Annotated in this window: 13 protein-coding genes; 6 read left to right on the forward strand and 7 right to left on the reverse strand. The window is 62.3% G+C overall.

Annotation, left to right across the window (positions count from 1 at the left end; all coding sequences use genetic code 11):
- Window positions 1-63 precede the first annotated feature (63 nt).
- The gene (prpE, locus tag ACZ6WW_RS00595; RefSeq protein ID WP_465272532.1) at window positions 64-1,989 is read right to left on the reverse strand and encodes a propionate--CoA ligase; all 1,926 of its coding nucleotides are present in this window, start codon (window positions 1,987-1,989) and stop codon (window positions 64-66) included.
- A gap of 476 nt (window positions 1,990-2,465) precedes the next feature.
- Here prpE and ACZ6WW_RS00600 point away from each other — a divergent pair, with 476 nt between their 5' ends.
- The 3 genes from ACZ6WW_RS00600 (at window position 2,466) to ACZ6WW_RS00610 (ending at window position 7,005) form a co-directional block, all read left to right on the forward strand.
- Entirely contained in the window at window positions 2,466-4,109 is a 1,644-nt protein-coding gene (locus tag ACZ6WW_RS00600) for a collagen-like triple helix repeat-containing protein (protein WP_465272533.1), read from the forward strand.
- A gap of 111 nt (window positions 4,110-4,220) precedes the next feature.
- The gene (locus ACZ6WW_RS00605; protein ID WP_465272534.1) at window positions 4,221-5,891 is read left to right on the forward strand and encodes a ShlB/FhaC/HecB family hemolysin secretion/activation protein; all 1,671 of its coding nucleotides are present in this window, start codon (window positions 4,221-4,223) and stop codon (window positions 5,889-5,891) included.
- Between the two features lie 88 nt (window positions 5,892-5,979).
- A complete protein-coding gene (locus ACZ6WW_RS00610; RefSeq protein ID WP_465272535.1) occupies window positions 5,980-7,005 on the forward strand; it encodes a MerR family transcriptional regulator in 1,026 nt (341 codons plus the stop codon).
- Window positions 7,006-7,050: 45 nt separating this feature from the next.
- On the opposite strand, the gene ACZ6WW_RS00615 is transcribed toward ACZ6WW_RS00610, so the two are convergent.
- The 3 genes from ACZ6WW_RS00615 to ACZ6WW_RS00625 are packed head-to-tail and all read right to left on the reverse strand — an operon-like array spanning window position 7,051 to window position 10,942.
- On the reverse strand, window positions 7,051-8,538 hold the full coding sequence (locus ACZ6WW_RS00615; RefSeq protein ID WP_465272536.1) for an OprO/OprP family phosphate-selective porin: 1,488 nt from the start codon (window positions 8,536-8,538) through the stop codon (window positions 7,051-7,053).
- 47 nt (window positions 8,539-8,585) lie between these two features.
- On the reverse strand, window positions 8,586-9,599 hold the full coding sequence (locus ACZ6WW_RS00620; RefSeq protein WP_465272537.1) for an alpha/beta hydrolase: 1,014 nt from the start codon (window positions 9,597-9,599) through the stop codon (window positions 8,586-8,588).
- Window positions 9,596-10,942, reverse strand: a complete 1,347-nt coding sequence (locus ACZ6WW_RS00625; protein ID WP_465272538.1) for a dicarboxylate/amino acid:cation symporter — start codon at window positions 10,940-10,942, stop codon at window positions 9,596-9,598. The genes ACZ6WW_RS00620 and ACZ6WW_RS00625 overlap by 4 nt, the downstream gene beginning before the upstream one ends.
- A 177-nt stretch (window positions 10,943-11,119) precedes the next feature.
- On the opposite strand from ACZ6WW_RS00625, the gene ACZ6WW_RS00630 reads away from it, so the two are divergent.
- Window positions 11,120-13,759 carry a hybrid sensor histidine kinase/response regulator gene (locus ACZ6WW_RS00630; protein WP_465272539.1) on the forward strand — a complete coding sequence of 880 codons (2,640 nt, stop codon included), beginning with the start codon at window positions 11,120-11,122 and terminating at the stop codon, window positions 13,757-13,759.
- A 170-nt stretch (window positions 13,760-13,929) separates the two neighbouring features.
- Here the strand turns inward: ACZ6WW_RS00630 and ACZ6WW_RS00635 are convergent, their stop codons facing one another.
- The 3 genes from ACZ6WW_RS00635 to ACZ6WW_RS00645 all read right to left on the reverse strand — a co-directional run bounded on the left by ACZ6WW_RS00635 (window position 13,930) and on the right by ACZ6WW_RS00645 (window position 17,076).
- A complete protein-coding gene (locus ACZ6WW_RS00635) occupies window positions 13,930-14,574 on the reverse strand; it encodes a response regulator (protein ID WP_465272540.1) in 645 nt (214 codons plus the stop codon).
- A 244-nt stretch (window positions 14,575-14,818) separates the two neighbouring features.
- On the reverse strand, window positions 14,819-15,805 hold the full coding sequence (locus ACZ6WW_RS00640; protein WP_465272541.1) for a malate dehydrogenase: 987 nt from the start codon (window positions 15,803-15,805) through the stop codon (window positions 14,819-14,821).
- A gap of 71 nt (window positions 15,806-15,876) precedes the next feature.
- Window positions 15,877-17,076: a pyridoxal phosphate-dependent aminotransferase gene (locus ACZ6WW_RS00645; RefSeq protein ID WP_465272542.1), complete on the reverse strand. Its 1,200-nt coding sequence runs from the start codon at window positions 17,074-17,076 to the stop codon at window positions 15,877-15,879.
- A gap of 162 nt (window positions 17,077-17,238) precedes the next feature.
- Here ACZ6WW_RS00645 and ACZ6WW_RS00650 point away from each other — a divergent pair, with 162 nt between their 5' ends.
- Together ACZ6WW_RS00650 and ACZ6WW_RS00655 are read left to right on the forward strand one after the other, a co-directional pair.
- Entirely contained in the window at window positions 17,239-17,499 is a 261-nt protein-coding gene (locus ACZ6WW_RS00650) for a GlsB/YeaQ/YmgE family stress response membrane protein (protein WP_465272543.1), read from the forward strand.
- Between the two features lie 156 nt (window positions 17,500-17,655).
- Window positions 17,656-17,910: a GlsB/YeaQ/YmgE family stress response membrane protein gene (locus ACZ6WW_RS00655; RefSeq protein WP_281852560.1), complete on the forward strand. Its 255-nt coding sequence runs from the start codon at window positions 17,656-17,658 to the stop codon at window positions 17,908-17,910.
- Window positions 17,911-17,929 lie beyond the last annotated feature (19 nt).

The following is a 17,929-nucleotide window of genomic DNA, read 5'->3' on the forward strand; positions in this document are numbered from 1 at the left end:
GTGTTGGCAGAGCCCCGGCCTTGTGCCGGGGTTTTGTTTTCAGGGCCCAGGGTTTGTTAACGCTCAACCGCCCTGATCCGGCCCACGCTCCAGCGCCTTGCGAATTTCCTCCAGCGCGTTGGGATCGTCCAGCGTCGACAAGTCGCCCGGATCGCGATCCTCCGCCAACGCCAGCAAGGAGCGCCGCAGCAGTTTCCCCGAACGCGTCTTGGGCAAGGCGCCGACCACATACACGCGCGCCGGCCTGGCGATGCTGCCCAGCAGATCGACCACACGCTGCTGCATCCCCTTGGCGATATCCGTCGCCGTGCCGGTGTCCTGTTTCAAGGTGGCGAATACCACGGGCACCTGCCCTTTCAATTCATCGTGCATGCCGATCACGGCAGCTTCGGCGACCGCTGGGTGCGTGGATACCGACTCTTCGATTTCCCGTGTCCCCAGGCGATGCCCAGCCACGTTGATCACATCGTCGGTGCGCCCAAGAATGGTGGTGTAGCCCTGGTCGTCGCGAATGGCCCAGTCCAGCGAGCTGTAAAGCAGCTCGGCGAAGTGACTGAAATAGCTTTGGCAATAACGCTCGTCGTCACCCCAGACGGTGGTGAGGCAACCGGGCGGCAAAGGCGGCTCGAACACCAGTACGCCCTTCTGCCCCGCCGCTGCTTCCTGGCCCGTGCTTTCGTCGATCACTTTCATGCGATAGCCCGGTGCGGGCAAACCGGGCGAGCCGAACTTTATCGGCTTCAATTCCAGCCCGGGCATCAAGGTAATTGCCGGCCAGCCGGTTTCGGTCTGCCAGTAGTTGTCGATCACCGGCACACCCAGACCTTCGGTAATCCAGTGTGCGGTAGGCTCGTCCAAGGGCTCGCCGGCAACGAAGAGCCATTTCAGCTGCGACAGGTCGTACTTTTTCAGCCAGGCCGCGTCCTGCTTTTTCAGTATGCGGATACCGGTGGGCGACGAGAACATCGTGCGGACACGATAGCGCTCGCACAGCCGCCACCACACACCTGCATCGGGACGGATCGGCAGGCCTTCGTAAAGCAGCGAGGTCGCGCCACCGATCAACGGGCCATACACATTATAAGAGTGGCCTACCGCCCAGCCGACGTCCGAGGTGGAAAAGATCACCTGCCCAGGGGCGATATCGAAGATCCAACGGATCGACATCGCCATGGCTACCGCGTAGCCGCCGACATCACGCTGAATCCCTTTTGGCTTGCCGGTGGTGCCGGAGGTATAGAGCAGATAGCTCGGCTCGTTGGATTCCAGCCAGGTGACCGGTACGTCGCTGTTTTCGAAGTCGCGCCGCAACTCACCGTAATCGAGATCGCGACCGGCGATACGCGTCATCTGCGCATCAAGCTTTCGGTCCACGATAAGCACATGCGCAGGCGCGAACTGTGCTTCCTCCAGTGCGGCGTCGATCAGCGGCTTGTACGGAATGACCTTGCCGCCACGCATGCCGGCGTCGGCGGCAATCAGCAGCCTGGGTTTCGCGTCGTCGATACGCAGGGCCAGGTTATGCGCCGCAAAGCCGCCAAAGACGACCGAATGGATCGCGCCCAGCCTTGCGCAGGCAAGCATCGCAAATACCGCTTCGGCGATATTGGGCATATAGATGACGACACGATCACCCTTGCCCACGCCCAGCGAGACAAGCACAGCGGCGAACGTATTCACTTCGCGGTGAAGCTCACGATAGGTCAGCTCCCGCGTGATATCGGTTTCCGCGGAGATCGCGACCAGCGCAAGCTGGTCGCCACGCTCGGCCAGGTGGCGGTCGAGCGCGTTGTAGCAAAGGTTGGTCATGCCACCGACGAACCAGCGGCGAAAAGGCAGCTGCGAGGCGTCCAGAATCTGCCGGGGTGGGGTCTGCCAGTGGATCGATTGCGCCTGTTCGGCCCAGAACGCCTCGGGCTCCTCGACCGATCGGCGGTAGAACTCCTCATAACCCATGGCCACGACCTGTGCGGATGATCTTGCATGCAAGACTGAACCACCGGCCGGGCGGCGCGCACTAGACGTTGGTCGAAAAATATCCGGCATTAACAGTCTATTTGTCGGACTTTAAAAAACGATTGCATACAATTAATCGAATTAGCCTATACACCATTCAAGAATCCTGCCATCCAAGCGCAAGCAATAAAACCAAGTCACGTTTCGGATATAAATGTTTTCAAATCAAAACCTCCTTCACAAAATAAACGACGATATAAATAACTTTTAACGAAATTTAAACGGATTTTGTTTTGCTTATTCACACGCCAAGTCTAAATAATCACTCCATCCGGATGAGATGCTGAGGATAACTGAACTGCCAATATCAGTTAATCGGTTATCGCCCTCCCACCATTAGTTCGGATTAAGGGGTGGCTAATCTTCAGGGGACCTCTAACTAATGAGCCATTCGCCCACTAGCTGAAGGCGCGCCTGAGCCACACGGTGGACACTTGTGGAGAATGGTCATGGACAAAACGCGTATCAGTACGGTGCTAAAGCAGACCCTGCTAGCGAGCTGCATTATTGCGGCCGCCGTCTCGATGTCCGCTTGCTCCGGATCCGGCTCTTATAAATCTTCCAGCGGCGGCGGCGTGATAAACCCCGGCGGCGCGGGTGGCGGTGGCTCAGGCGGTGGTGGAGATAATGGTGGTGGCGGCTCCGGCGGCGGTGGTTCCGGCGGTGGCGGCGGTGGTGGAGATAATGGTGGCGGTTCTGGTGGTGGCGGCTCCGGCGGCGGAAATGGAGGCGGCACCGGTGGTGGTGGCACAGGTGGCGGTGGTGGTACAGGCGGTGGCGGAACAGGTGGTGGCGGTACGGGTGGTGGCGGTACGGGTGGTGGCGGTACGGGTGGTGGCGGTACGGGTGGTGGAGGCACAGGTGGAGGTGGTGGCACCGGCGGCGGTGGAACAGGTGGCGGCACGGGTGGTGGCGGCACGCCTCCTCCGGATGGCGTCATCAGCACCATCGTGACCGGCGTCGGCACGATCGTGGGCAACGCGGGCGGCACCATTTCCGGTATCGGTGCGCAGATTCCCCAACAGACCTTGCTCGGCGGTAGCAATGGCGTCACACAAGGACTTGGTGGCGTTGTTGGCAATGTCGGCGGCGCGGTCACCACGCTCGGCAATGGCGTCGTCGATGGCCTGGGCCAGACCGGCAATATCGCCAATCCCGTTGGTGTGACCGTCGGTAGCCTGGGCGGTGTCGTCGGCTCCACGGGAACGGCGGTCAACGATCTCGGCCAGACCGTCAAGGCCGTGGGCGATTTCCAGGGATCGCCGATCGCACCGATTACCTCGCTGGTCGGTACGACCGTATCCACGCTGGGCGTGGGCGTGAATCAAGGCGGTGGGGCGCTCGACCATCTGCTTGGCTCAGGTCCGGCCAGTCAGTTGACCCAAGGCCTCAGCAATGTCGTCACGCCTGTGCTGACGCTGGGCCAGACCAACGGCAGCGGCAGTACGGGCCCGACCAACCTGGTCGCGGCGGTATCTCAGGCCGGCGGTGGTGCAACCAGCGGCGTTGGCGGCCTGGTCAGCGGCATCGGTGCAGGGATCGCATCGGCACCGTTACCCGGCGGCACCGGTCAGACCGGGCAATTGCTCGGTGGCAGCGTGCAGACGTTGGGCGGCGCAGTCAGCACGATCGGCGGCGGTGTCACCGCAGGCCTCGGGCAGTCGGGCAGCATCGCCAATCCGGTCGGCGTGACCTTGGCAGGTACGGGTAATGGCGTCACCGGAGCCGGTCAGGCTGTAACCGGTATTGGCGCCACGGTGGCCAGCATCGGAAGCGGCCAGTTGGCGCCACTCAACCCGGTCACCTCGGTGGTCGGCAATGTCGTAGGCACGGTCGGCGGCACGGTGTCGAACGTCGGCACAGGCGTAACGACCGCGGTCAACAGTGGCCCGTTACAGCCGGTGACGCAAACGCTCAACACTGTCGTCAACGGCCTGGCCAATGCCACGACGGGACCGACGGGCTTGAGTGGATTGACCGGCGGACTAACCAGCGGCCTCGGTGGCGTGGCCGGCGATACAGGCGACAAGAACCAGGGCGGTCTACTTGGCCTTGGCGGGATCCTGGGCGGTTTAGGCGGCCACAAGAAGTAACCGCGACTCGAAGAGGCGGCCGGATGGCCGCCTCTTCTTATGCCCGTCGACCCTCGCTATGCGCATTGAGCATGCGCGGTCATACCCCGTGGGATTCAAGGAGCGCGTCAAATGAGGAAATGGCTGGGTGCGACGCTGGCCGCCACCATGGCGACCGGCGCCTGGGGGCAAGCCAGACCACCGGTTGCCAATCCGTTGCAGACATTACCGCGCGTCGATACGCCCGCCGCGCAACCAAGCGTCACGCTCAATGTGCAGCAACAGCAGAATCCGCAACTGGCGGCACTGCTCGCCAGCACGCTGACGCCCTCGCGCGTCGATATTGCCGGCGTGCACTCGATTCCCTTCGACGATGTTGCGGCCTTGTTCAAGCCACTGACCGGAAAGAACGTCCGTGTGTCCGATCTGCTTGCCGCTGCCGACGCGTGCACCAAGCTTTATCAACAACACGGCTATGCCTTGTCGTTCTGCTACGTGCCGGGACAGACCTTCGAGCAGGGCGTAGTCAAAGTCGTTGCTGTCGAAGGTTATGTCGCAGCGGTGGATATCACCGGCGACGCAGGCAATATGGAGCACAAGATTCGTGCGATCGCACGTCACATTACGGCCGACCGCCCGTTGAAACGGGCGACGTTCGAGCGTTACATCCAGATCCTGGGCATGTTGCCGGGCGCCAAGATTGCCGCCAACGTTCCCGCTCCCACGACGACCGATGGCGCGACACGTTTACAACTGCAAGTTCAGCGCAAACGCTACAACGCCACCAGTGGCATCGACTTCAACCATCCCGGCGTACAAGGGCTGGTCAACGGCCTTGTAAATGGCCTGACACCGATGGCCGAGCAAGTCAGTGCATCGGTAATGTTTCCCCATGGCCGCGGGCAACAGGAATTCTATGCCGCCGGTTATTCGCAGATGCTCGGCTCCGATGGCTTCATGAGCAAGCTGGACGGCTCGTATTTCTTCGGCGACCCGGATATCGACGACAACGCGCTGCCGCCCTATCTGCGCCATCGCCTGCGCCAGGACCATCTGGGGCTGGCCTTCACCTATCCCCTGCTGCTTGGACCGACACGCAGTCTGATCGCCGGAGCAGGCCTGTACGGTTCGAACCAGGACGACATGTATTTCAACCAGCTGACCGGCGTGTCGCTGCAGTTGCGTACGCGTGTGCGGGTCCTGCATCTGGATCTCGACTTCGTCCAGGCGAGCAACAAACGCGTGCGCAAGGTGAGCGTGAGCATCGGCCAGGGTTTGAACGCGCTGGGTGCGCAGAGCGACATCCTCAGCAATGTCGCGATCATTCCGGGTGAATTGACCGACACCAAATTCACCCGTTACGACGTGAACGCATCGCAGAGCGACAGCTGGGGCAAACACTGGGGTACGGTTGTGAGCTTCGCCGGCCAGTACAGCCACAACCACCTGCCCTCGGGTGAGCAGATCAGTTTCGGCGGCCCGCGCTTCGGGCTTGCCTACGACCCGGGCAGCGTGTCGGGCGACAGCGGCTGGGGCGCGGCGTTCGAGCTCAACCGCCCCTTTGTGTCGTCGTACAAATGGTTCAAGTCGTTGACGCCCTATGCGGTGGCCCAGGTCGCGCGTGTTTATCTGCACGGTACCGAGTTGCCGCTCGATACGCTCAGGACGTTCGCCATCGGCCTGCGCCTGAGCGACGGCAAGCACTACAACGTCGATGTCTCCGCCGCGCAGGCCATCGGCGATCATGTGCCCGGCGAAAGCTATCCGCGCTATGGGCTGAGTTTTTCCTATCAGCTGGAGTGACCAACCAGCCACACCCCGCAAATAACGCTTGACCCTCACGCAACGTGAGGGCTTAAGTTGCCGCTCCAGCCACGACGGAGGAAGCGGCATGTTGTTGAGCGTCGGTGAACTTGCCAAGCGGAGCGGGCTGACGGTCCGCACGCTTCATCATTACGACAGCATCGGCCTGCTGGTTCCTTCGTCGCGCTCCGATGCCGGCTACCGGCTTTACGACCGCGCGAACATCGAACGCCTGCACCGTATCCAGGCGTTGCGTCGGTTGGGTCTTAGCTTGACCGACATCGGCAACGCCCTGTCCGGGCCGCAGGTGCCATTGACCGAGGTGATCGACCGCCAGCTCGCGCAGATCGAGCGTGAACTGGCGCAGGCACTTCGGCTCAAGCGGCAGCTCATCGAGTTGCGCACGCAACTGGCGGCAGGACAGGCCCCCGACCTGGCCCAATGGCTGGACACGCTGGAGCTGATGACGATGTACGAAAACTACTTCTCACCCGAAGAACTGGAACGCTTTCCCATGCTGAACGATGCCGACGCCCAGGCCGAATGGTCGGCGATGGTCGACATGGTGCAAGGCATGATCGATCGGCGTATCCCGCCGGACGCGCATGAGGCGCAGATCCTTGGCCTGCGCTGGATGCGAACGCTGCAACGCGATACCGGCAACAACGCCGATTTCCTCGATCGCCTGGACAAGATGCATGCAAGCGAACCCGCGTTGCAGGCAGCGAGCCGCATCACGCCCGAGGTTCAACATTTTGTTCGCCTGGCCGTGATGGAGGGCCGCATGGCGATCTACGCACGGTATCTGGAGCCGCATGAGCTGGCCTTCATGCGCGAACACTATCCCACGTATATGGACGATTGGCCGGCACTGGTCGCCGCCCTGCGCAAGGAGATCGCCATGGGCACCGCGCCGGAGTCCCCCACGGTGCAGGCGCTCGCCAAACGCTGGATGGAACTTTTTCGTAGTTATGCAGGCGATGATCCGCAGACACATCTGCGTTTTCGCAAGGCGCATGACAACGAACCCGAACTGATGGCCGGCTCGTTTGTCGATGCCGAGCTGCTCCAGTACCTGCACAAGGCGTTCGCGACGCTTCATGCCAAGGCTTGACCGATTCGATAAGGCGGCCCGTCATACGGGCCGCCTTGCGATCGACTAGAACACCACCTGCGTACGAATGCCGAACGAATTGCCCCAGTCCGGCCCCTGGAAGCTGCCCACCTTGTTGTCGGTGTGCCAGCGGATGTAATTGAACATCAGGCGCGACCAGTCGTTGAGATACCAGTTGACGCCAAGGGTGTAACCCTGGCCCAGGCCACCGCGCGGTGCATCGGTGTAGTCGTAGTGATCGACGCGTGCAGCAAGCTCCCATGCACCCCAACCGCCGGATGTCACCGGATCGTTGACCTTCACCGCACCCCAGCTTCCCGAGCGGCTGGTGAACCCGGGTTTCTCGCCAGTGATCATCCAGCCGGCGGCAAACGATGAGCCGTGGCGCGACACCGAATCGGCGGTATGCGAATCGATGGTGCGCTTGCCGTATTCGCCGATCGCCCAGAAGCCGCGATAGACACCACCCAGTTCGTAACCCGAACCGTGGTCCTGCGACGGGTTGGCGATCGAGCTGGCCGATACGGCGAGGTTGGCGTTGTAGTCGAGCGCGATCGCCGGCGTGTTGTTGATACTGGCGACACCACTGCTGATGCTCTCGTACCAGTACCACGCGCCGACATGCACAAAGCCATCGCTGCCCTTGATCGGATTCCAGTGCGCGCGCGTCAGATACGCCACCGAATCGGAACTGGTGCCGGTGGTCGAACTCGACGGCGAGTTGCCGGTGACCGACAAGCTGTAGTGCCAATTGTCGCCATACACTTTCATCTGCGCGCCCAGGCCAAAGAAGCTATTGACCGGCTCGCCTACCGTCACCGCGGCATTACGCAGCATGAACGGCGTACGCGCCTGTTCGCTCGAACCTTCTGTGCCCAGATCCTTGAGGAAGTTACCGACGTAGAATTTGCTGCGCAGACTCCAAAGCTGTGTTTCATAGCTCATGTAGGCCTGGCGCAACGAGACCTTGTTGCCGGCGAAATCGGCTTCGACGTGATAACCCAACGGACCGATCGTGCCTTCGCCACCCAAGCGCGTCTGACTGATCTGCGAGCCGTTGATATTGCGCGTGTCGTACGACGAACCACGCGTGCTGGTGAAGTCCACCAACAGGCGACCATCGGGTTTGAAAGTAAAGAAGCCATCGTCGCTGCTGAACACCGGCCCGGCTTCGCCGCCCTTGCCCCAACTGGCATTGCCGCCACCGGAACCGCCGCCATTGCCGCCCTGCGCCTGCACCAGCGCCAGCTCGCTGGCGCGGGATTCGGCAATTGCCGCCTGCACCTGTGCCTGCGTAGCCACCGGCTGCGTTGCAGCATTTGCGGGCGGTGTCGTGACCACCTGCGGCGCGTCATGCTCGTGCGCTTCGACGGCGGCCAGGCGCTTCTTCAGATCGTTGATTTCGGCGGCCTGCTGCTTGACCAGCTTCAGCAGATCGTTATTGCTTACCTGCTCGGCATGCAGCGGCGCCAAGGCGCCCAGCAGAACCGACGCGGAGCCTGCCATCAGCAGGCGGCGAGAGACGTGTTTCATATGGAAATACCCCCAACCCCTAAAGAAAAGTGCGCAATGCGTGGGACTCAGTCGTCGCCTTCGGGCAAGGCCCGCTTGGCCGGTTTCGGCTTGTTGGGTGCGACCACCGCGGGCTCGCCGTTGGATGGCAACCAACCGTGCGAGCGGATCCAGTCGGCAAACAGCCGCGGCCATGCCGCTACCAGCGTGCCGGGCGTACCCAGGCCCCAGCCATGTCCACCGTTCTCGAACACATGCAGTTCCGACGGCACGTTCTGCGTGCGCAAGGCATCGAACATCACCAGACTGTTGCCGATGTTGGCGATCGGATCATCCTGGGCCTGCGCCAGGAAGGTCGGCGGCGTGTCATGCATCACATGCAGTTCGACCGAGTAAGCCTGTACGGCGTCAGGCTGCACTGAGAGCTCACGGAACGAGCGTGTCGTGTCGTAAGGGCTCTTGAGCGAAATCACCGGATAGATCAGGCCGGCGAAATCGGGCCGCGACGACTGCTGGTCGGCAGCATCGACCGGGGTATAAAACGTATCGGCAAACCGCGTCGCCGTAATACCCGCGAGATTGCCGCCGGCGGAGAAACCGACAACGCCGATATGTTTCGGATCGACCCCATATTCGCCTGCATGTGCACGCAGCACGCGCATCGCACGCTGCGCGTCCTGAAACGGCGCCACCGGCTTCCAGCCATCGGCCGGCAACCGGTAGTAGAGCACCACCGGCGTCACGCCGATCGCGGCCAGCCACTGTGCGGTCGGCATCACCTCGTGACCGATGCCGATGCGGAAATAGCCACCGCCGCCGATAAGCAGTATCGCCGTTCCGTTCGGATGCTGCGGACGATAAATCTCGATGCGTGGCCGCGACACATTGGACACCGCGCCAACGCCCGTGCCGGTCTGGCCGACGCGTTCGGGACCGTGTGCGCGACTGTCGCCGGGTGGCTGCCCCGGCCATAGATCCAGCGACTGCATCGACACGCCGGCCGCAGCCTGCTGTGCGAATGCCGTGGTGCTGCAAGCCAGTCCGGTCGCAAGCACGACCGCTACTGCGCGTAGGAACTTCATGAACGATCTCCGGTATGGACGAGGACAGCCGTGTCGCGGTCATCGATGTCGGCCCTGACATCGCCACTCAAAGTTTGCTGCCAGCGCGTGTTGTCGAACGCGCCTTCCCAGCGCGCGACCACCACGGTCGCTACCGCATTGCCGATAAAATTGGTGAGCGAACGGCACTCGCTCATAAAGCGGTCGACACCCAGAATCAGCGCCATGCCGGCCACCGGTACCGATGGCACCATCGCCAGCGTCGCGGCCAGGGTAATAAAGCCCGCGCCGGTGACACCGGCCGCGCCCTTGGAGCTGAGCATCGCCACGGCGAGCACCGTGAGCTGCTCGCTGAGCGAAAGCTCGATATGGGTGGCCTGCGCGATAAACATCACCGCCAGCGTCATGTAGATATTGGTACCGTCGAGGTTGAACGAATAACCCGTCGGCACCACCAGGCCCACCACCGACTTGCCGCAACCGGCACGTTCCAGCTTCTCCATCAACGAAGGCATCGCCGCCTCGGAAGACGATGTGCCGAGCACCAACAGCAGTTCGTCTTTCAGGTAACGGATCAGCGCGAAAATCGAGAAGCCGGCCATTCGCGCCACCGCGCCCAGCACCACCAGCACGAAGAACAGCGAGGTGCCATAGAAGGTAAGCACCAGCCACGCCAAGTCGACCAGGGAGCCAATGCCATAACGGCCGATGGTGAAGGCAATCGCGCCGAACGCGCCGATCGGCGCGGCCTTCATCACGATATGCACCAGCTTGAATACCGGCGCCGTCAGCGCTTCGAAGAACGCCGTCACCGGACGCGCACGCTCACCGCAGGTGGCCAGCGCGATGCCGAACAACACGGCGAAGAACAGCACCTGCAGGACGTTGCCTGAAACGAAAGCACCCATCACCGTGTGCGGAATGATCTCCATCAGGAAACCCGTCACCGACATGTCGCCGACATGGCTGGCGTAGTTCTTCACTTCGGCCGTATTGAGGCTGGCCGGATCGACCTTCAGACCCGCGCCCGGATGCACCAGATGCGCCACCACCAAGCCGAGAATCAGCGCTAGGGTGGAGAAGAACAGGAAATACACCATCGCCTTCAGCACCACGCGGCCGACCGCACCGACATGGGTCATCCCCGCGATGCCGTTGACCACGGTGAGAAAGATCACCGGGGCGATCACCATGCTGACCAGACGAATGAACGCATCGCCCAGCGGCTTGAGGTTCTTGCCCAGGTCGGGCATGAAATGACCGAGCAAGGCACCGAGCGCGATCGCGGCCAGTACCTGCACGTAGAGGTGGCGATAGAACGGACGGCGCTCCGTAAGACTGGGCGCGCTGGTCGGAATCTGCATGACTACCCTCGCATGGCCGCGACCCGCGCGACATGCGACGGGCCTGGATGCTGGCAGGCTTTGTAGCTCAGCGGGGCGTCATTCCGAATAACACATTAGGGTTAGTCGGCAGGGCGTTGTGCGAGCATAGCCCTGCCCGGCCGGCCGCCGGATGCCCATGGAGCCCAGGTTTTTACGATGATCCGCGATCGCCGCCGCCTGCGTCTGGTTCAGCTGAGCCTGCTGCTGATCGCGGTCGTCGCCAGCGTGGGCCTTGCCGACTGGTGGGCCTACCATCGGGCGCTGGACGAGCTGTCTCTGCAAGCGGACGAACAACTGCAGCTACGCGCACAGGCCCTGCAACGGCTGGTGGACCGCTACCGTGTGCTGCCGGACGTATTGGCCTTGGACCCGGAGCTGCGCCAGGCGCTTTCCGGCCCTTCCGCCAATATCGATTCCGAGGCGCTGGACCGCAAGCTGGAGCAGGCCAACGGCGCAACGCATACCTCGACCCTGACCCTGATTGACCGCCATGGCGTGGCGGTCGCCGCCAACAACTGGCGCGAGCCCTCCAGTAACGTGGGGCTCGATTACGCTTTTCGGCCTTATTTCCAGCTCGCCATGGCGCAGGACCAGGGCACGTTCTACGCCGTCGGCGTGTCGACCAATGTCGCCGGCTATTTCATTGCTCGCGCCCTGCACGACGAACATGGCGCAAGAATCGGCGTGATCGTCGTGAAAATCACGCTCGACGCGCTGGAAAGCGAGTGGGCGCGCAGCGACGATGCCCTGCTTCTGAGCGACGCCCATGGCGTGGTGTTCCTCACCAATCGACCCAGGCTGGCCTATCGCGCGCTGCATCCGCTCGATCAGGCGACGATCGCGCGACTCGCGTCGACACGGCAATACGGTAATCAGGATCTCTCTCCCGTACGTTTCCGCGTTGCGCAAACTCTGGCCGACGGCAGCGAGGAAGTGACACTCGACGATCCGCCCATAACGCATCCCCTGCTCTGGCGCTCCTTGCCGTTGCCCGCGCAAAACTGGACCCTGCATTCGTTGAGCAGCATGCAGCCGGTGCTGACGGCGCGCCGCAACGCCATGCTGGTGACCCTAGGCGGTTGGCTGCCGTTGGTCCTGCTTGGGCTGTTTCTGCAACAGCGTCTGCGGCTTGCCCGCCTTCGCCAGCAGAGCCGCGACGAGCTGGAGCGCATGGTCACGCACTACACCACCGCGTTGCGCTCGGCCGAAGACAGCCTGGTCGATGCCGCGCACCAGGCCGCCCAGGGCCAGCACAGCAGCCTGGAGCATCTGCCGCAGGGCGTGAGTGTCGTCGACGCCGATCTGCGCCTGCTGGCCTGGAACAAACGCTATGCGCAGATCTTCGGCTTTCCGCCGGAGCTGCTGCAGGCCGGTCGTCCGATCGAGGACCTGTTCCGCTACAACGCACGGCGCGGTTTGCTGGGACCGGGCAATATCGAAGACGCGATTCAACGACGCCTCGATTACCTGCGCAGCGGCGGCCCGCATATGTACGAGCGTGAATATCCCGATGGCAGCGTGCTGGAAATTCGCGGCAATCCCCTGCCCGATGGCGGCTTTGTTACCAGCTATGCGGATATCACTGCCTACAAGAGTGCCGCACGCGATCTGCGCACGCTCACAGCGACGCTGGAAAAACGCATCGAAGAAAGCACGCATGATCTGCGCGCGGCCAAGGCCGAGGCCGAACGTGCCAATCGCTACAAGACACGCTTCGTCGCGGCGGCGGTACATGACCTGCTGCAACCCTTGAATGCGGCCAGGCTCTTTGCCGGTGCCTTGCATCAACGCCTACAAGATGCGGCCGAACGTGACCTGCTCGATCGCGTCGAGCAGGCGTTGCATGCGCAGGACGGCCTGCTCACCAGCATGCTGGATATCTCGCGCCTGGAAGCGGGCGCACTCAAGCCGACGATCGCCGCGTTTGCCTTGTCGCCGCTGCTGCAGAGCCTGGCACGTCAATTCGGTATCGTGGCGCAGGCACGCTCGTTGTCGTTGCGTCTGATCGATACCAAGGCATGGGTCCGCACGGACGCCCTGCTATTGCGCCGCGTCCTGCAGAATTTTCTCTCCAATGCGGTGCACTACACGCCGCAAGGGCGCATCCTGCTGGGCTGCCGGCGGCAAGGCGATGCCATACGTATCGAAGTCTGGGATACCGGCATCGGTATCGCTGAAAACAAGCGGCAGACTATTTTTGAAGAGTTTCGTCGGCTCGATAGCGGCATGGACGGCGATGAGCGTAGCGCGGGGCTGGGCCTGTCGATTGTCGAACGCATCGCCAGCCTGCTGGAGCATCCCGTGCAGCTGCGCTCCTGGCCGGGGCATGGCAGTGTGTTTTCAGTGACGGTGCCGCTGGCAGCGCAGAAGGCCGAGCCGATCGTGATCCTCCAGGAAAACGATGATTCGCCCCTCGTCGGCAGGCATATCTGGTGTATCGACGATGATCGGCAAGCGCGCGAAGCTACCGCGATGCTATTGCGTAGTTGGGGCTGTGTTGTTTCGCTGGCAGGCGATGCGATCGAAGCGCGTGCATTGGCCGAGCGTGGCGATGCCCCCGACCTGGTGCTTCTCGATTATCAGCTGGGCGATCAGATCGGTCCGGCATTGCTGCCGGAGCTGCGCCAGCTATGGCAGTGCGAACCGCCCGTTATTGTTGTAACTGCGCTGCGTGATGACGATACGCGTGTGCGCATCGCCGAGGCTGGCCTGCATTTCATGGCCAAGCCCGTGGCGCCATCGCGCTTGCGTGCGTTGATGAGTCGATTGTTGTTGGCGGCTTCGCTGAATTCCTGAGAGCTGCAGGCTCGCTTCGCATCGCCTCTTGTGCCCCCTCACCCCAACCCTCTCCCCCGGCAAAGCCAGGGGAGAGGGAGCAAGAGCACGTGAAGTTGATACTTGCCTCAGTCAGCTCCCTCTCCCCTGGCTTTGCCGGGGGAGAGGGCTGGGGTGAGGGGGAGCTTTAGTCATTCCCCAGCATCATCCACATCAAGCGACTTCACCAACACCGCCGCCTGCGTACGCGACCGACACTCGAGCTTCGACAACACGGCGGTGACATGAATCTTCACCGTGTTCTCCGCCAACCCCATGGACGCCGCGATCTGCTTGTTGAGCAACCCATCGGCAATCAGCATCAGCACACGAAACTGCTGCGGCGTCAGCTGCGCCAACCGCGCGGCCAGTGCCGCATCCTGTTCGCTGCGCTCGGCCCGCGCCGCGTCAAACCAGTGGCCGCCCGCCAGCACTTCGGCGACCGCCTGCCCCAGCACATCAGCGGGCGCCGCCTTGGAGACAAAACCTGCGGCACCGAATTGCTGTGCGCGTCGTACCGTACGCGGATGATCGTTGGACGAAATCACGATCACCGGCAAATCGGGATATTCACCACGCAACCAAATCAGCGAAGAAAAGCCCATCGCGCCAGGCATGGTCAGATCGAGCAGCACCAGATCGACCGTGGTTTCGGCCGCCAAAACAGTTTCCAGCGAACTCTGACTGGCCGCTTCGACCACGCGCGCACCCTCGACCACGCTGCGCAACGCCTGCGACACCGCAGCGCGGAACATCGGATGATCGTCGGCAACGACGAGGGTGATCGATTCGGTCATGTGCGTATCAGAGCAGAAGGACACTGTGGAATCTACGCACCCCCCACTCGTCATTCCGGCGCAGGCCGGAATCCAGTGGCATTGCGCAGGGTTGTCGCCTCAGTGCGTCGCGAAAACCCTATGTGACCGCCACTGGATTCCGGCCTTCGCCGGAATGACGAGTTGGTTGGCGTCTCGCTGTATCCCAAAAACATCATGGCCGCCTCGCGGCGGCCATGAGATATCACGCTAACCGCAAACCCGATTACTTCTTGGCAAACAGATGCTCGACAGCGGCGCGCTCTTCGCGCAGTTCCTTGTTGGTGGCGTCCATGCGGGCGCGCGAGAAGTCGTTCACCGACAGGCCCTGCACGATTTCGTACTTGCCGTTCTTGATCGTCACCGGGTAGCCGTAGATCACGCCCGGCTCGATGCCGTACGAACCATCCGACGGGATACCCATCGAGACCCAGTCACCATCCTGCGTGCCGTGTGCCCAATCGTGCATATGGTCGATCGCCGCCGACGCAGCCGAGGCGGCCGACGACTGGCCACGTGCCTTGATGATCGCTGCACCGCGCTGCTGCACGGTCGGGATGAAGTCGCTTTCGTACCAGGCCTGGTCGACCAGCTCGAGCGCAGCCTTGCCCTTGACCGTGGTCTGGTGCAGGTCCGGGTACTGGGTGGAGCTGTGGTTGCCCCAGATGGTGACCTTCTTGAGGTCGGTGGTGTGCGCACCGGTCTTCTCGGCCAGTTGCGACAGTGCGCGGTTGTGGTCGAGGCGGACCATCGCCGTGAAGCACTTCGGATCCAGGTCCGGAGCGTTCTGCTGGGCGATCAGCGCATTTGTGTTGGCCGGGTTGCCCACGACCAGCACGCGCACGTCGCGCTTGGCGTGATCGTTCAGCGCCTTGCCCTGCGGGCCGAAGATGGCGCCGTTGGCTTCGAGCAGATCCTTGCGCTCCATGCCCGGGCCGCGCGGACGCGCGCCGACCAGCAGGGCGTAGTCGACGTCCTTGAAAGCGACGTTGACGTCGTCGGTGGCGACGATGCCAGCCAACGTCGGGAACGCGCAGTCGTTGAGTTCCATCACCACGCCCTGCAGGGCGGGCAGCGCCGGCGTGATTTCCAGCAGGTGCAGGATCACCGGCTGGTCTTTACCGAGCATGTCGCCGGCGGCGATGCGGAACAACAGGGCGTAACCGATCTGGCCAGCGGCACCGGTGACGGCAACTCGGACGGGGGCTTTCATCGTGGCAACTCCTAAGGGTACTTTGCTTAAAACAAAGCCCGCATTCTTCGCGACGCGGGCCTGGTCGTGGATCAGATCAACTCGGCAAAAAACTCGGCGATACGCACAAGGCCGGGCTCAAGCTGAGCGGTGGGACAGGTGTAGGAAATACGCAGCGCGCGCGGCTCGCCGAACGCGGATCCCGGCACGCAGGCCACGCCCTTGGCTTCGAGCAATGCGGCGCAGAACTGCACGTCGTTTTCGATCAGCGTGCCATTGTGGCGCTTGCCGAACGCTACCGAGATATCCGGGAACGCGTAGAACGCACCTTGCGGACGCGGACACACCACACCGGGAATCGCGCGCAGCGCATTGACGACGATGTCACGCTTGAGCGCGAACTCGGCGCACTTCTGCTGCGGGATATCCTGCGGACCGGAGAACGCAGCCACCGCGGCAGCGGTGATCACTTCCGGCACGCTGGTGATGTGATTCGAATTGAGCGTCGTCACCGCGCGCGCCACCGATTCGGGCGCCGCGATCATGCCGACGCGCCAACCGGGCATGCCATAGGTCTTGGAGATCGAATCGACGAAGATCAGGCGTTCGCGCAATTCCGGCTTGGCGAACACGAAGTTGTGATAGCCGATGCCGTCGAACACCATCGAGTTGTAGATATCGTCGGTGACGATCCAGGTATCGGGATACTTCGCCAACACCTCGGCCAGCGCAGCGATTTCCTCGCGCATATAGACCATGCCGGTGGGATTGGACGGGTTGTTGAACAGGAACACTTTCGGCTTGCGTGCCAGCGCCGCGTCGAGCTGTTCGACGGTGAGCTTGTAGTTCTGCTCCGGGCCGCAATGCAGCACGTTGATCTTCGCGCCGACGATCTGCGCGATATCGTGATACGTCGTCCAGTAAGGCGCGGCGAAGCAGATTTCGTCGCCTTCGTTCATCAGTGCTTCGGCCAGGTTGTACAGCACCTGCTTGGCACCGATGCCGATCGAAAGATTTTGCCGGCCATAGCCGTGAAAACCCAGCGCTTCGATGTGTTTCAGGAACGCGTCGAGCAGGCTTTCGGCACCGCGGTTGCTGCCGTACTGCCCGCTGTCATGCGCAAGCGCCTCGCGGGCGGCGGCATAAACGTGCTCGCCGGGCAGAAAGTTCGGAACGCCGATCGAAAAGCTGATGATGTCGCGACCGGCCATCTTCAGCTGTTTCGCCTTTTCGGCGATCACCATGATCGCACTGGGCTGGGCACGGCCGACACGCTGGGCAAGCTGGGGCATGGCTTCCTCTGGGGAAATGGGGAGCAGCAAACTCGATGATTTTAGCATGCGGCGCTGCCGCATCGCCCCTGCCACCTGGCCATCGGCTGGAATTAAGGTTGGCCGTGACACCATGCGCCCGCCAATCCGGGCAAGGTCCCCCAACCCGTAAGGAAATGAACCATGATGCATTGGATCATCGTTTTCATTATCGGCTTGATCATCGGTGTCCTGGCCAAGCTGCTGGTACCAGGCCCCGATAGCGGCGGCATCATCGTCACCGCCCTGCTCGGCATCGCCGGGTCGCTGATCGCCACCTATGTGAGCGAACGCTGGGGCCTGCTGCCCCTGACCGGCTGGAAGCACTTCGCCGGTTCGGTCGGCGGCGCCGTCATATTGCTGCTGATCTACAACGCCATCTTCGCGCGGCCACGGCGGCTGTAACGCAGGACATTGGGAAGCTGCAGAGCGCCTGCGGCCATGACATCATGGCGTCGCCGCCAACCGGCCTGTTCAGGGCACTGGCGGCCCGCCCGCGGGATGCGTGGCGCAGAGCAGTCTCAAGGGGATCCCAATCAACCCGCTTAGAAGGACACGGATATGCATTGGCTTTGGGTAATCATCGTCGGCTTGGTCGTTGGCCTGCTGGCCAAGGCGTTTACGCCGGGCAAGGATCCTGGCGGCTTCATCATCACCGTCCTGCTCGGTATCGCCGGTTCGATCATTTCCACGTTCGTGGGCGAAAAATTAGGACTTTGGGGAGAAACCGGCCTGGTGCATTTTATCGGCTCGATCGTCGGCGCGGTGATCCTGCTGGTGATCTACGGCATGTTCAAGCGCCGCAGCGCTACCTGAAGATCGATCTCCAACCGTT

The organism is Dyella sp. NPDC103356 (assembly GCF_055584465.1).

Excerpts from the sequence above, each read along its gene's own strand:
- ACZ6WW_RS00600 (WP_465272533.1), top strand. The coding sequence starts at position 2,466 with ATGGACAAAACGCGTATCAGTACGGTGCTAAAGCAGACCCTGCTAGCG.
- ACZ6WW_RS00605 (WP_465272534.1), top strand. The coding sequence starts at position 4,221 with ATGAGGAAATGGCTGGGTGCGACGCTGGCCGCCACCATGGCGACCGGC.
- ACZ6WW_RS00610 (WP_465272535.1), top strand. The coding sequence starts at position 5,980 with ATGTTGTTGAGCGTCGGTGAACTTGCCAAGCGGAGCGGGCTGACGGTC.
- ACZ6WW_RS00615 (WP_465272536.1), bottom strand. The coding sequence starts at position 8,538 with ATGAAACACGTCTCTCGCCGCCTGCTGATGGCAGGCTCCGCGTCGGTT.
- ACZ6WW_RS00620 (WP_465272537.1), bottom strand. The coding sequence starts at position 9,599 with ATGAAGTTCCTACGCGCAGTAGCGGTCGTGCTTGCGACCGGACTGGCT.
- ACZ6WW_RS00625 (WP_465272538.1), bottom strand. The coding sequence starts at position 10,942 with ATGCAGATTCCGACCAGCGCGCCCAGTCTTACGGAGCGCCGTCCGTTC.
- ACZ6WW_RS00630 (WP_465272539.1), top strand. The coding sequence starts at position 11,120 with ATGATCCGCGATCGCCGCCGCCTGCGTCTGGTTCAGCTGAGCCTGCTG.
- ACZ6WW_RS00635 (WP_465272540.1), bottom strand. The coding sequence starts at position 14,574 with ATGACCGAATCGATCACCCTCGTCGTTGCCGACGATCATCCGATGTTC.
- ACZ6WW_RS00640 (WP_465272541.1), bottom strand. The coding sequence starts at position 15,805 with ATGAAAGCCCCCGTCCGAGTTGCCGTCACCGGTGCCGCTGGCCAGATC.
- ACZ6WW_RS00645 (WP_465272542.1), bottom strand. The coding sequence starts at position 17,076 with ATGCCCCAGCTTGCCCAGCGTGTCGGCCGTGCCCAGCCCAGTGCGATC.
- ACZ6WW_RS00650 (WP_465272543.1), top strand. The coding sequence starts at position 17,239 with ATGATGCATTGGATCATCGTTTTCATTATCGGCTTGATCATCGGTGTC.
- ACZ6WW_RS00655 (WP_281852560.1), top strand. The coding sequence starts at position 17,656 with ATGCATTGGCTTTGGGTAATCATCGTCGGCTTGGTCGTTGGCCTGCTG.